Annotated in this window: 13 protein-coding genes and 1 riboswitch; of the genes, 4 read left to right on the top strand and 9 right to left on the bottom strand. The window is 29.1% G+C overall.

Features of this window, described 5'->3' with window-relative positions:
• Positions 1-11 precede the first annotated feature (11 nt).
• From Q6H37_RS26560 to Q6H37_RS26545, 4 genes are read right to left on the bottom strand one after another with little or no spacing between them, the layout of a single operon-like run.
• Positions 12-1,115, bottom strand: a complete 1,104-nt coding sequence (locus Q6H37_RS26560) for an ABC transporter permease (protein ID WP_318737896.1) — start codon at positions 1,113-1,115, stop codon at positions 12-14.
• A gap of 15 nt (positions 1,116-1,130) precedes the next feature.
• Complete coding sequence (locus Q6H37_RS26555) at positions 1,131-1,904, bottom strand: ABC transporter ATP-binding protein (RefSeq protein WP_318737895.1); 774 nt, start codon at positions 1,902-1,904, stop codon at positions 1,131-1,133.
• Positions 1,905-1,917: 13 nt separating this feature from the next.
• A complete protein-coding gene (locus tag Q6H37_RS26550) occupies positions 1,918-3,033 on the bottom strand; it encodes an HlyD family secretion protein (RefSeq protein WP_318737894.1) in 1,116 nt (371 codons plus the stop codon).
• Positions 3,034-3,052: 19 nt separating this feature from the next.
• Positions 3,053-3,727, bottom strand: coding sequence for a TetR/AcrR family transcriptional regulator (locus tag Q6H37_RS26545; protein ID WP_318737893.1), 675 nt, complete (start codon positions 3,725-3,727; stop codon positions 3,053-3,055).
• 284 nt (positions 3,728-4,011) lie between these two features.
• Here Q6H37_RS26545 and Q6H37_RS26540 point away from each other — a divergent pair, with 284 nt between their 5' ends.
• The gene (locus tag Q6H37_RS26540; RefSeq protein WP_318737892.1) at positions 4,012-4,860 is read left to right on the top strand and encodes a YitT family protein; all 849 of its coding nucleotides are present in this window, start codon (positions 4,012-4,014) and stop codon (positions 4,858-4,860) included.
• Between the two features lie 35 nt (positions 4,861-4,895).
• Here Q6H37_RS26540 and Q6H37_RS26535 read toward each other — a convergent pair whose 3' ends face one another.
• The 5 genes from Q6H37_RS26535 to Q6H37_RS26515 all read right to left on the bottom strand — a co-directional run bounded on the left by Q6H37_RS26535 (position 4,896) and on the right by Q6H37_RS26515 (position 9,143).
• The gene (locus Q6H37_RS26535; RefSeq protein WP_318737891.1) at positions 4,896-5,423 is read right to left on the bottom strand and encodes a hypothetical protein; all 528 of its coding nucleotides are present in this window, start codon (positions 5,421-5,423) and stop codon (positions 4,896-4,898) included.
• A 21-nt stretch (positions 5,424-5,444) separates the two neighbouring features.
• Complete coding sequence (locus tag Q6H37_RS26530; protein ID WP_318737890.1) at positions 5,445-7,892, bottom strand: glutathionylspermidine synthase family protein; 2,448 nt, start codon at positions 7,890-7,892, stop codon at positions 5,445-5,447.
• Positions 7,893-7,921: 29 nt separating this feature from the next.
• On the bottom strand, positions 7,922-8,230 hold the full coding sequence (locus tag Q6H37_RS26525; RefSeq protein ID WP_318737889.1) for a hypothetical protein: 309 nt from the start codon (positions 8,228-8,230) through the stop codon (positions 7,922-7,924).
• Between the two features lie 5 nt (positions 8,231-8,235).
• Complete coding sequence (locus Q6H37_RS26520) at positions 8,236-8,886, bottom strand: hypothetical protein (RefSeq protein ID WP_318737888.1); 651 nt, start codon at positions 8,884-8,886, stop codon at positions 8,236-8,238.
• Positions 8,887-8,957: 71 nt separating this feature from the next.
• Positions 8,958-9,143, bottom strand: coding sequence for a hypothetical protein (locus Q6H37_RS26515; RefSeq protein ID WP_007062720.1), 186 nt, complete (start codon positions 9,141-9,143; stop codon positions 8,958-8,960).
• A gap of 317 nt (positions 9,144-9,460) precedes the next feature.
• Between Q6H37_RS26515 and Q6H37_RS26510 the strand changes: the two genes are divergently transcribed.
• The 3 genes from Q6H37_RS26510 to pflB all read left to right on the top strand — a co-directional run bounded on the left by Q6H37_RS26510 (position 9,461) and on the right by pflB (position 14,037).
• Positions 9,461-10,993, top strand: a complete 1,533-nt coding sequence (locus Q6H37_RS26510) for a transglutaminase domain-containing protein (RefSeq protein ID WP_318737887.1) — start codon at positions 9,461-9,463, stop codon at positions 10,991-10,993.
• Positions 10,994-11,134: 141 nt separating this feature from the next.
• Complete coding sequence (locus Q6H37_RS26505) at positions 11,135-11,479, top strand: cupin domain-containing protein (protein WP_029163009.1); 345 nt, start codon at positions 11,135-11,137, stop codon at positions 11,477-11,479.
• A gap of 150 nt (positions 11,480-11,629) precedes the next feature.
• A riboswitch (ZMP/ZTP riboswitch) is annotated at positions 11,630-11,713 on the top strand.
• A gap of 77 nt (positions 11,714-11,790) precedes the next feature.
• The gene (gene pflB / locus Q6H37_RS26500) at positions 11,791-14,037 is read left to right on the top strand and encodes a formate C-acetyltransferase (protein ID WP_318743170.1); all 2,247 of its coding nucleotides are present in this window, start codon (positions 11,791-11,793) and stop codon (positions 14,035-14,037) included.
• Positions 14,038-14,118 lie beyond the last annotated feature (81 nt).

Below are 14,118 nucleotides of genomic sequence, written 5' to 3'. Positions count from 1 at the left end.
ACTTTATTTTTTTAATCTAATGTCTTATTAAACTTTTTCATAGTGGCTCCTATAATTATGAAAATTAAAATTAGTAGTGAAATAATAGGACTTAGCAGATAAGAGATTCCTACACCCTTAACAATTATTCCTCTTAGTATTTGTAAAAAATAAGTCATAGGGAGTATGTTACTTAAATAGTATATAAATTTAGGCATAGCTTCTCTTGGAAACATAAAGCCAGAAAGAAGTACACTTGGAAGTAATAAGGCTATAGAAGCTTGCATTGCTTGAAGTTGATTTTTAGCTACTGTAGATATAAGCATACCCATTGCCAGAGAGCATATTAAAAACAAAGTTCCAAGAAATATTAGTAATGCCATGCTGCCTTTTACAACTACACCAAATATTAAATTTCCTAGTAATAAGGAAATTACCATATCAAAAAATCCTATTATAGTATAAGGTATGAGTTTACCAACTACGAGTTCAAAAGGGGTAACAGGAGTCATAATAAGCTGCTCTATGGTACCTTTTTCTCTTTCTCTTACCATGGCAAAAGATGTAAGTATTACAGTGATATTTTGAAGAATAAGTCCAATTACTCCAGGAATATTAAACTTACTGCTTTCTAGCGTTGGATTGTAAAGTACTAAAGGTTTTAAAGTTAATTTTTTTACATTAACGGATTTTATTTTAAATGAATAATTATTTGCTATAAGCTGAGAATAGGATATGGCAGTTCTAGCTATAGTTGGGTCTGATCCATCTACTAGAACTTGAATCTCTGTTTGAGAATTTCTCCTTAAATTTTTTGTATAATCAGGAGGGATTATTAGACCCACTTTTACCTTACCCATGCTTATATATTTTTCTACTTCTTCCGAAGAATCCATAGAGCCATATAGTTTAAAGTAATATGAATTAGTAAATTTGCTTATAAGTTCTCTACTTTCTAATGTGTTGCTGCCATCATAAATGGCTAAGTTTACATTGTTTACATCTGTATTTACGGCAAATCCAAACAACAAAAGCATCATAACAGGCATTAGTAAGGCTATAATTAAACTTGCTTTATCTCTCCTTATATGGATAAACTCTTTTTTAGTAATGGTAAGTAATCTTTTACATTGCATCTATATCACCTTCTTTTATTCTGATGCTTTTAAATCATTAAATGAAGATATAACTTGTCTATTAGAAAGCTTTTTAACATAGTTTATAAATACTTCTTCTAAATTTTCGGTATTATGTTCCTTGTAAAGATTCTCAGGAGTATCTATGGTAATAAGCTTGCTATTATATATAAAACCAATAATATCGCAAATAGAGGCTTCATCCATGTAGTGAGTAGTTACAAGAACTGTTATACCATCCTTAACAAGTTCTGTTATTGTATGCCAAAACTCTCTTCTTGAAACAGGATCTACACCAGCAGTAGGCTCATCTAATATAAGCAGTTTAGGGTTATGGATTAATGAACATCCTAGTGCTAATCTTTGCTTCCATCCTCCAGATAGGGTTCCAGCCAAGCTTTTTTCTTTTCCCTTTAAATTTGCCATGATAATAAGCTCTTTTTTTCTTTCTTCCAAGAGTTTTTTAGGGAGCATATATATGTTGCCATAGAAGTCTAAGTTTTCTTCTACAGTTAGATCTTCATAAAGACTAAATTTTTGAGACATATATCCTATATTTTGTTTGATTTTTTCCGTATCTTTTATAAGATCATATCCCAAAACCTTTCCTTCACCTAATGTTGGACTTAATACACCACAAATCATCCTTATAGTGGTAGATTTCCCCGAGCCATTTGGTCCTAGAAATCCAAAAATTTTACCCTTAGGTATGTCAAAAGATAAGTTGTCTACTGCTGTGAAATTACCAAATTTTTTTGTAAGGCCTTTTATAGAAATGGCATAATCCATAATGATGCACCTCCTATTTTAAATTTACATCAAAAAGCATTCCTGATTTTACAATATCCAAATTATCTAATATTTGTATTTTAACTGCGTATACTATTTTCATTCTATCTTTTTTAGTCACTATGTTCATAGGAGTAAATTCAGCATCTGGTGATATATATGTGATTTTTCCTTTTATAGTTTTATTTTTTATAAAATCACTTTTTAGAGTTACATTTTTATCTAATTTAATGTTGGGAAGCATGCTTTCAGGTACATAAATCTTAACCCAAATATTCTTTGTGTCAATTAAAGTAGCTACAGCTGTTCCAGGAGTAACATATTCACCTTTTTTGAAGTTAATAGTTTGAACAGTACCATCCACTGCGGATACTAAATTATTTTTATCTAATTGAATTTTAGATAATTCATAGGAATTTTGAGCTTTATCTAAATTATATTGAGCAGTGTTTTTGTCTCTTTCAGTGGCACCATTTACTAAAAGGTTTAATTTTTCACTGGCAGCACTTAGTTGTGCTTTATAATTATTTAATTGTGCTTGAGACATATCCATTGTACTTTTTGCATTGTTTAGAGTATTAGATATATTATCTAAATCATTTTTAGCTGCATCCACTTTGTATTTTGACTCTGAGCCACTGTTATATAGAGTAACAGTATCATCATATAATTTCTTTTTGTAATCATAATTAGTTTTAGCAGCATCTAAATTATTTTTTGCATTATTTACACTTGCATCTCCTTGTTTTACAGCTGCTTGAGCCTGTTCAACTAATGCTTGTTGAGCTTTTATTTCTTCAATTCTATTACCATCTTTAATTTTTTCAAGTTCATTTTCTGCATTTTTTATACTGATTTCAGAATTTTGGAGGTTAACTTCAGTTTCATCTGATGATATTATTGCTACTAAATCACCGCTTTTAACTTTACCACCTTCTTTTATCTTCATATCGCCAATTTTACCTGAAGTTTCAGAAGTTACGTTAATAGTATCGGCTTCAGCAGTACCAGAATATATAAATTCATCAGATTGTTTGTCTTTTAATGATTTAACTATAAAGAAAACAGAAAATGATAATATAAGTGCCATAAATAAAATTGCAAATTTTAAGATTCTTTTTCTATTCATTTTAAAACCCTCCCAAATATTATTTTGCAACTCCATGTAAAAAAATATCTACTATTTGTTTTATCTCTTCTTCATCATTTTCACTGCTAAAATAGTCTGGAAAAACATTACCAAGTACTATATATCCAAGCAGTAGACTCATCATAGTTCTTGTCATTAGCATGGGATCTACATCTCTAAAATTTTCGTTTTTAATATTTTGATCCATAAAGTTATTTATAAATGGTATCACTTTAGGACCTAAATTTTTTTGAATAGTTTTAAGAAGTTCTGGTTGATATGCAGCTTCCATAAATATGGTTTTAATTAATGGAAAGTTTGAATATACTAAATTTAACCTATCCAAAAGTAATTCTTCCATTAATTCATCTATTGGCTTATTTTTTTTGTTTTCTATTATTGTTTCTGCTGATTTAATAGCTAAAGGTTTAAAAAATTTTATAATTAGAGGTATTAAAAGTCCGATTAATAGATCTTTTTTGGTTTTATAGTATCTAAATATAGTACCTTCCGCCACTTCTGCTTCTTTTGCAATTTCACTAGTCCTGCTTCCTTGGAATCCTTTTTCTGAGAATATCTTCATAGCTGCTTCTAGTATTTGCCACTGCCTTTTTGTTATACTCTCTTCTAAACCTTCTTGATCGTTTAAAAGTTTTTCTATGTCATCCTTTATTTGATCATCATTTAAATTCATGATATCACCTCATCATTTTTTAGAATAAATGAGTACTCACTCATTTATTCTAATTCTAATACCTACCATTTTTTTTGTCAACTAAAAGTTCATAAAAATTAAACTAAATATTGACAGTAAAAAGTATTATGTGATACCATATAATTGGATTATAATTTAGCTTATGAAAAGACATTCATGCAAAAGTTTTGTAATGTGTGATATGAGAGCATATAAATCTGAGGAAATATTTTACTTGGATTTATATGCTCTTTTTAGTGAATATTATACTAGGAGGAGTGAGTATGAAAAATAAATTAAAAAGCTTTTTCTTAATTTTATTAGGTACATTTCTTGTTTCATTTGGAACTTATTTTTTCCTTGCTCCAAATGAAATTGCAGCAGGGGGAATAAGTGGAGCTGCTATAATTATAAATAGCATTTTCCCTAAGATACCTATTGGCATATTGATGATGGCAATGGAGGTTGTATTATTTACAATTGGAATAATAGTTATAGGTCCTGTGTTTGGAGGAAAAACTGTATTTTGTAGTTTTACTATATCAGGAATGATGCTGCTTTTAGAGGAACTATTTCCAAAGCTACATCCATTAAGTAACGATGTCCTTGTGCAACTTATATTTGGAATATTAATTTCTGGATTAGGTATGGGAATTGTATTTAATCAAGGAGCCTCTACAGGTGGAACTGATATTATTGGCAAAATAATAAATAAGTATTTTAAAATTAGTATAGGTAAATCTGTTCTGATTCCAGATATACTAGTTACTGCAGCTGCATCTTTGGTGTTTGGAATAGATAAAGGTTTGTATGCTATATTAGGAGTTATAATAAACTCAACTATAATTGATAAAGTAATAAAAAGTATCAATACCTATAAGCATGTGGCCATAATAAGTAGTGAAGGAGAAAAAATTAAAAGTTATATAGTTAAAAAACTTGATAGAAGTGCTACTGTATATTATGCTAAAGGTGCATATAAAAACAACGAAAGAGAAGTTATAACTACAGTAATAAGTAGAAAAGAATTTTTTAAATTAAGAGAGTATATAAGCTTAATTGATGATAAGGCATTTATTACTGTAAATGAAATAAATGAAGTTCTTGGTGAAGGATTTCAAAACATTATATAAATAAAATAAGCAAATTGCCATGCAATTTGCTTATTTTATTCATCTGATGTGGTGAGTTCACCACAATTTTTTATTGAATTTTGAGGAATATATACTTTGTAACAATATCTTTGTTGAGTCTTTACTACCTTTCCATTTTTATCCTTCTTCACATAATCTGTGGCGTAAGCTTTAACTGTACCTGGCTTATCTAATGTATTAGAATAATCAACATAATATATGTCTACTTGTTTGTCAATAACATCTATATTTTCTGATTTTTGATTATTTTTTTCTGCTTGAAAAATGTAATGAGTCTGGCCGTCTAATGTGCCTTTGCCTAGGTAGAATCCATCTACATTAACTAGATTACAACTATCTATAAATTTTTCGTTTTGCACAGTATACCCCACCAAATTTTTCTCATCTTGTCTTTGCTTATATTTTCTTTGGCCGTATATTCCTACCACTGCCAAAATAGCTAAAATGCATACAATAACTTTAATTACTGTACGTTTATTTATAGATTTTTTATTATTTTGTTGGTATAATTTTGTAGAAGTAAATTTATTTTTTTTACTCATTATATGACCTCCTTTATCAAGTCATCGGATAAATATAGGGGAATATATACAGGAGTTGGTCGTTACCAGATTTCCTAATCTAGTATACAGACCACAAAATTTATCACCAGTTATATAGGTGCCAATAATAGGGTATAAAAGCTTATTTTCCTTGTGTAAAGTTGAGTAAACATCATAATCTATTGGAGTTATATGCTCTCGTTTCTGAAAAATAAAATTGTATTCAGGTTCTTTAGATACTTCATATCCTAATAAGACACCATTGCCCTCCCTTTCTAAAAGTGGTTTTATACAAATATCAGTTGTATTAAGTTTCTCTACATCAAAACTAGTTTGTGATATATATTTTTCGATAATAAGATTTTCGTCTTTAGAAAAAAAACCTTGTTGTTTTAATTCAAAGATTAAAGCTAAAAAAGCCTTGGTTTGGGTAACTATGGTATGGGGAGGGTTTATACTAAGGGTATTTTGTTCCATAGCCTTTAGTATATCTGTTTTATCTTCATGAATAAACCAATCTAAGGGATAATATCTAAATACAGCGTCCAAAGGTTTACCATAAAGATATAAATTATTGTTATTAACTTTTACATCGTAGATATTTCCCATATTTATGTTATAAGGAAGGTCTTTAACTATATTATATATAATTCGCGTATTATACCAATCCTCATAATAAGTTCCAGATAAAATACCTATATTGTTAATATGATGATTTTTAGAATAATCCTTTAATATTTTAAAAAATTCTTCTTTTATCATACTAACCATGTTTTCATTAGGATTTTTATATGGAATATTTAATTCTTGTTGTATTATTTTACTTATACCAATACTTTCAACTAAACCTGCAGGGGTTTCAGAATTAATTTCTAAAAGTTTCCACTCACCTTGCTCGTTAAGGCACCAATCTATTCTTCCTAAAAATAAAAAGGAATCCGTATGTTTAGCTTTAACTATATTTTCTAGTCCATTAATACCTAAAACCTCAGAAAATGTATTAATATTTTCTAATACTAAGTTTTGGGCTTTTTTAAATATGGTGCATATACTATTTGCAGCATTTTTTAGTTCATCAAATTTATTTTTGTCTAAAATAAGGCTGTCTAGAGATGTATATTCTTTATCCCTGAAATAACTTCCAGTAAAATCGTATTCCATCATAGCCCTATCACTTACTTTATTCCAAACTTCTTTTCTATTATTTCCTGTAAAATGGAATATATCTATATGCTTATCTGAAAAGCCTATAGGTGTTATCCATGTATCTTCATCACAGGTTAAATAGCTTTCATTCCATCTAGTACAAAAGCCTTCTACTTTTCCGTCTATAAGATAAACTCCGAAGTTTCCAAAAGCCTCTTTAGGTATAAATCTATTTTCTGATACTGTAGTTACAGCATCTTTGTGAATAGCACAAAATTTTTGAAGAATGAAATCATCTGGATTTTCCAAAACATATTCTACTGATTTTTTCCATTCCTCTTCTGAATGCAATATTCCAATAAATACATTTTCGCTATATCGTCCATAAATAGGTTTCAAAACATAATTGTTTTTATTTTTTATTACATCTTCTACATAATCTTTTTTGAAAATACGAGTTTGTGGAAGAGTATTTTTTATCACTTCTCTTTCACGCTCACTTAATCTTTTATCTTGTTTTTCTATTAATGACCATAGGTAAGCAAATAAACTTTTACATTGACCAATGATTACCCTAGGATCGTTTATAATGAGAATTTTACCTTGATTATATAAATTTAAAATTTTTTCTATATGGCAAACTTCATCCATATGTTCTGTAGGGAATTGTCTTAAAATTACTTGTATTTTTTCCTTACCAAAAGCAAGTAAATTTCCATCTATAACTTTTAAATTTTTAGGACCTACAGCTATAAAATGGAAATTAGAATCTTCAATAATATCTTTATATAAAAATGATAAATGGCATTCTTCTAAATGACAAGGATCTATAAGTACAGCTATATTAAATGTTTCATGTACATGATCCTTAAAAAAATCATGTACTATATTTTTAAAAGAAGCTATAAATTTATCTTTAAATCCACTATTTAAATTATTATGGGTTTCCAAGTATTCACTAACTAAGATTTCTCTTTGAGCACAAGGTTTGTCATAATTAAATTCGGAGAAAAAAATTCCGCCATCTTGTCTTATAAATGCGTCATATCTTACCCAAAACATAGGGCTTAATGGAATTTTTAGATTTACAATATCCTGTTTAAATTTAAAGTCCTTTATATATTCTTGAAAATCAGAAAAATTTCCATTAATATTTTTTATTATTCTTTTAACTAGAAAATCTAAAGTTTCTGCAGATTCTTTCATATTATTTAGTGTTTTAGCATCCAGATAGAAGGGGCAGGGAGAAAATATGGTTTCTTTCCTTCTGCAATCTATCATGTAGTAGTCAAACAAAAGTTTATCAGTTAAAGAGTTGTACACTTTAAAATCATCTCCACAAAGTAATATATTTAACTAGATACGCTTCCAGCATGTACTCCAGAATATCCACCACTAGATGATGGGGTAGTCCAGGCTTTCCATCCGCTAGCAGTACCTGTATTTATACTAGATTTGCTGCCGCTGGATGTTGAACTAGAGTTAAATATAAAAGGTGTCGAATGTGAGTAAGAAGTAGACTGGCTTTGATTATCATCTTCCTTATCTTTGTCTTTATTTTGATGTGCACAACCAGTTAATGCTAATGGATTTACTAACACCATCGATACTGCAAGACTTAGTGCAGCAGCTTTATATTTCCATGATTTTTTATTATCCATAAATTTTATTCTCCAATCATATATTTGTTTACCTCTATACTATAATGCTCTAGATAATCAAAATAACAAGAAATATCTTCTTTAATAGATGTTTTATAAATATAAACTACATTGGCAAAGTTTAATTCCTTTAACAATTCGTAAGAGGGCATATCCTCCTCGGTAGTTTCATATTGGTTATTAAAGCAGTTTTCTTCAGTGCCTGTGGAATCAGAGATATATCTGTCGTTATCTAATATAAAGATATAACCTTCAGTTTTTATATCACAAATTTTTTCTCCGCAAGTAATTAAATTACTTATAAAATCTTCTCCTTGCACTAAACCATAAGGATGAAGTATAGCATTAAAAGTAAGTATAGGCTTTATCTTTAGGCTGTTTTGAAGCATGCAGGCAAATTTAATACTTTCACTTCCAGGTATGTCTAAGATGAAAATAGTATTATGCCTCTTATATTTATTTATTATATGCTTAGTTTCGTTAAGTTCTTTTGTTTCATTACATGTAATATCAAATTTTTTTATAATAAAGTTTGGATAGTTTTTAATAGAAACAAATGGCGTGGATTTAAAAAAGCACTGAAAAGGTTCAGTACCATTTTTCCACTTTAAATAGATATCATATATATTATAATTATCAAGATAATTCAAACTCATATAACTGGTTATGAAAATTATAACAAAACATAACCATACTCCTCTCCTAATTATTTTAGGTTAATGTTTTTTTAATAAACGATAGCTACAAATTTATTTACATTTATTATATGAGTATATCCATTAAGATCCTTTATTACTAAAAAACCTTCTCTTTGAACCTCTATACTTACATCATTTATGACTATATCTGGATTCGAATTATTATAGGATTCTGCAGAAGTGTAAAGATTTAAAGTTTTCCTTTCAGTAAACATTTTGTATATCCTCCTTAATATTTATATATTTTGAATTTATACAAATATTATCATCTTATAGGAATCTATTCAATAACGATTTTAGGTTAAATATTGTAAAAAAAGAAGATTTATAAATATAAAATATGGTTCTAATAACTATTACATGAGTTTTGGCTTATTATCTTATAAATAATAAATAAATTTAAATATATTTATCACTATGTATATAAAAATAATTTGTTATAAAAGAAGTTATTTTTGAGAACTTAAGGAAACTAAGATAAAATATATGGTATAATGTATACAAATTTATTTTGCAAAAGGAAGTGAAATATGTGAAAAGAATTTGGAAATTAATCACTAGTATGATAGTTATATCTTTAGTTACTTTTGCACCCGTTTTTGTACAAGCATATGGAGTAAAAGGTTCAACTGAAAATTCTGATTATAATATTAAAATAAATAATATTAATGAAAAATATTATAGTGGAAATATAAGCAGGAAAAATAAAAATCTTCTTAATGCATCTGTACAACAGCAAGTAAAACAACCTAATCTTTTATATAGTAATAATTCTTGCAGTACTATAGATCAAATTAAACAAGTAGCCAAAGATAATTATTTAAATAGAAATACAAGTTTTTCCATACATTATACAGGAAACTTTTCGGATTTAAAAGGTATATTGAATGAAGTACTAGATTATATTGATGAATCTGATGATTATTTGGCAAACTCTATTGTAAGCTCTGAAGTAAGGTATCATGGATATAATCAAGATGTAGATATAGATTTTACTGTAGAATATTTATTAACATATGATCAGGAAAATTGGGTAGATCAAAAGGTGAATTCTATACTTCAAAATATAATAAGAACTTCTATGACACAAGATCAAAAGGAAAAGGCTATACATGATTACATAGTTGCAAATACTGCTTATGATGAAACTCTTGTAAAGCATAGTGCTTATGACGCATTGCATGATGGAACTACAGTATGTCAAGGATATGCACTTTTAGCATATAAAATGTTAAATAAAGCAGGTGTACCAGCCAAAATTGTAGTTGGTATGGTAGATGGAAGTAGTGTAGAAAATCATGCTTGGAATTTGGTAAATCTTAATGGAAAGTGGTATCAATTAGATTGTACATGGGATGATCCTGTGCCAGATGTTCAGGGAAGAATAAGCTATGATTATTATAATTTAACAGATGATCAATTGGCTAAAGATCATGACTGGAATAGATCAAAGTATCCAAGTGCTAATACAAATTATGATTTAAGTATTACTAATGTACCAGTTAAGTCTGTGGTATTGGACAAACATCAGATAACTTTAAAAGTGGGAGAAATTACATCATTAACTGCAAATGTATTACCAGCTAATGCTTCAGATAACTCAATAAATTGGAAATTTGATGCACAGGGATTAATTTCTTTCGATGGAATAAGTATAAAGGCTTTAAAACCTGGTAAGGTTTATATAAATGCAGTATCAAATGATGGAGCCTTTAAAGATACTTGTGTTGTAACAGTAGTTAATGATACAGAAGTAGACTTTAATAATTCTAGACAGTGGCAAGAAAAGACAGGTATAGATCCCAATAAGTCATGGAGACTAAAGTTTACTAAAAGTGTAGCTAGTTCTACAGCAAATAAAGACAATATATATGTATTGGATGAATTATATAACAGAGTAGATGTTGATATAAGTTTTGATGTGACCAAAGATATTTTAGTAGTTAAACCTGCACAAAGTTATCAATCAGGTAAAGTATATTATTTAGTGGTAACTACAAATGTTGCTTCTGATTCAGGACAAAAAATATCTACACCTATTATAATGAAATTTACAATTAAATAGTAAAAAATAACAGCTAACTTTTAGCTGTTATTTTTTGTAATGAAATTTATTATGCTGTAACTAATGGTACAGATTAATTATATAATTTGTATTACTATTTAAATATAAGGAAATACTTATATTGTTAGGAGGTAAGAAATTATGGAGAAACATTTTATAAAGAATATCGATTTTGCAAAACCATTAGAGTTTGAAGGACTTGTAGACTATGAAGAGGGAAGAGTTGTAAGTAGAACTTTAGCTCAAGGAAAAGCTCTTAGTGTAACTTTATTTGCATTTGATAAAGGTGAAGAAATTAGCTCCCATTCGGCAGGAGGGGATGCTATGGTTTATATTCTTGATGGTGAATCTGAAATAACCATAGGCGATGAGAAGTTTAACGTTAAAAAGGGTGAAACTATAGTAATGCCAGCACATGTACCACATGCACTTTTGGCTGCAGAAAAGTTTAAAATGCTATTAGTAGTGGTTTTTAGTTTGACATAATTAAAAAATAATGTAGGTATTTATGAGTATTTTTATATTTATAAATTGACAAACAACGAATTATTGTTTACTATTATATTATTAAATTTAAAAAAACTAAAAAATCATTATTTAATTCTATGTAAAAGTCATGCAATTAAAGATTTTTTAGCAGAATCACATAACTGGCGGAAGTGGAGTTTACCACAGGGAGTGTGATTTATAAGAAAAATGTCGACCGCCTGGGCAAACTGTCCAGGCGGCTTTATATTTTTTGAAGCTTCCTGGATATGTAAAGAAATATTTTAATTAGGTAGGGAGGCATTTTTATGATTATGAAACAATGGCAAGGATTTAAATCAGGTATATGGACAGAGGAAATCGACGTAAGAGAATTCATACAAAAAAACTATACAGCATATGAAGGTGACAAAAGCTTTTTAGAAGTACCAACAGAAAAAACAAAGAAGCTTTGGAAAGAAGCAGAAGAGTTAATTATAGAAGAAATTAAAAAAGGAATTATAGATGTTGAAACCAATGAAATTTCAGGTATAAATAATTTTAAACCTGGTTATTTGGACAAGGAAAATGAAGTTATAGTAGGATTTCAAACAGACGCACCACTAAAGAGAATAATGAATCCTTTTGGTGGAATGAGAATGGTAGAACAGTCCTTAGAAGAATACGGCTTTAAGATGAATGAAAATATAGAAAATTATTTTAGTAAGTATAGAAAAACTCATAATCAAGGAGTATTTGATGCTTATACAGAAGCTGCAAGAAAAGCAAGAACGGTTGGACTTCTTACAGGACTTCCAGATGCTTATGGTAGGGGAAGAATAATAGGAGATTACAGAAGAATAGCTCTTTATGGAATAGACTTTTTAACAGCACAGAAGAAAAAAGATCTAAATGAGCTAGTAGGACCAACTACAGATGAACTTATAAGACTTAGAGAAGAAGTATCAATGCAGATTAGAGCTTTAGGTGAAATAAAAGCTATGGCGGCATCTTATGGCATAGATATATCAAAGCCAGCATCAAATGTTGTAGAAGCAGCTCAATTCTTATACTTTGGATATTTGGCAGGAGTAAAAGAAAATAATGGAGCAGCAATGTCTATAGGAAGAAATACAACATTCCTTGATATATATATAGAAAGAGATTTAAAAAATGAGGTTATAACAGAAGCAGAAGCACAAGAGATAATAGATCAGCTTGTTATAAAATTAAGAATGGTAAGACATTTAAGAACACCAGAGTATAATGATTTATTTGCAGGGGATCCTAACTGGGTGACAGAATCCATAGGCGGAATTGGAGTAAATGGGAAATCATTGGTTACAAAGACAGCTTATAGATTTTTACACACATTAACTAATTTAGGACCAGCACCAGAACCAAACATGACAGTTTTATGGTCAGAAAAGCTGCCACAAAACTTCAAAAATTATTGTGCTGAAATGTCCATAAAAACAGACTCTTTGCAGTATGAAAATGATGATATAATGAGACCAATATATGGAGATGACTATGGTATAGCTTGCTGTGTATCTGCTATGGAAATAGGAAAGAGAATGCAGTTCTTTGGAGCAAGAGCAAACCTTGCAAAATCATTACTCTATGCGATAAATGGAGGATATGACGAAAAGAAAAAAGCTAAGGATGGAAGTTTGATTAAAGTTGTACCAGATATAGAAAAGATGGAAGATGAAGTTCTTGACTTTAATAAGGTAATTAAGAGTTATAACAAAGTTATGGAATATGTAGCTGAATTATATGTAGATACAATGAATACAATTCACTACATGCATGATAAATATGCTTATGAAGCAGGACAGATGGCTCTTCATGATACAGCTGTTAAAAGATTTATGGCTTTTGGAATAGCAGGCTTATCAGTAGCAGCAGATTCATTAAGTGCTATAAAATATGCAAAGGTTAAACCAATAAGAAATGAAGATGGAATAACTGTGGACTTTGAAATAGAAGGAAGCTTCCCTAAGTATGGAAATGATGATGATAGAGTTGATGATTTAGCAGTACAGTTAGTTAAGAAATTTTCAAATGAGCTTAAAAAGCATAAAACTTATAGAGATGCAGAACATTCATTATCAGTGTTAACAATAACATCAAATGTGGTATATGGTAAGAAAACAGGAACAACACCAGATGGAAGAAAAGTAGGTGAGCCACTAGCGCCAGGAGCAAATCCAATGCATGGAAGAGATGAAAATGGAGCATTAGCATCACTTAACTCAGTTGCAAAAATACCATATAGAACTTACTGTCAGGATGGAGTATCAAATACATTCTCTATAATACCAGATGCACTTGGAAAAGATGAAGAAAGCAGAATAGTAAATCTTGCAAACATGATGGATGGATATTTCTCACAAGGAGCCTTTCACTTGAATGTAAATGTGTTAAACAGGGAAACGCTGATAGATGCTATGGAAAATCCAGAAAAGTATCCCACACTTACAATAAGAGTATCAGGTTATGCTGTTCATTTCAACAGATTAACTAGAGAACAGCAGCTAGAAGTTATAAGCAGAACCTTCCATGAAAAAATGTAATTTAAAATTAAAAGGTAGATTAAAAGTGTAAAAAGCTTTTAATCTACTTTTTTAAAAACATTTTTTATATGTATTAGAATA

Source organism: Clostridium sp. JS66 (genome assembly GCF_033561535.1).
In the GTDB taxonomy this organism is placed as follows: domain Bacteria; phylum Bacillota; class Clostridia; order Clostridiales; family Clostridiaceae; genus Clostridium_AM; species Clostridium_AM carboxidivorans.
Note: the sequence above shows the minus strand (reverse complement) of the source record. Positions and strands in the feature narration are given on the sequence as shown.

Coding starts and splice junctions, on each gene's coding strand:
- Q6H37_RS26560 (WP_318737896.1), bottom strand. CDS start 1,115: ATGCAATGTAAAAGATTACTTACCATTACTAAAAAAGAGTTTATCCAT.
- Q6H37_RS26555 (WP_318737895.1), bottom strand. CDS start 1,904: ATGGATTATGCCATTTCTATAAAAGGCCTTACAAAAAAATTTGGTAAT.
- Q6H37_RS26550 (WP_318737894.1), bottom strand. CDS start 3,033: ATGAATAGAAAAAGAATCTTAAAATTTGCAATTTTATTTATGGCACTT.
- Q6H37_RS26545 (WP_318737893.1), bottom strand. CDS start 3,727: ATGAATTTAAATGATGATCAAATAAAGGATGACATAGAAAAACTTTTA.
- Q6H37_RS26540 (WP_318737892.1), top strand. CDS start 4,012: ATGAAAAATAAATTAAAAAGCTTTTTCTTAATTTTATTAGGTACATTT.
- Q6H37_RS26535 (WP_318737891.1), bottom strand. CDS start 5,423: ATGAGTAAAAAAAATAAATTTACTTCTACAAAATTATACCAACAAAAT.
- Q6H37_RS26525 (WP_318737889.1), bottom strand. CDS start 8,230: ATGGATAATAAAAAATCATGGAAATATAAAGCTGCTGCACTAAGTCTT.
- Q6H37_RS26520 (WP_318737888.1), bottom strand. CDS start 8,886: ATGAGTTTGAATTATCTTGATAATTATAATATATATGATATCTATTTA.
- Q6H37_RS26515 (WP_007062720.1), bottom strand. CDS start 9,143: ATGTTTACTGAAAGGAAAACTTTAAATCTTTACACTTCTGCAGAATCC.
- Q6H37_RS26505 (WP_029163009.1), top strand. CDS start 11,135: ATGGAGAAACATTTTATAAAGAATATCGATTTTGCAAAACCATTAGAG.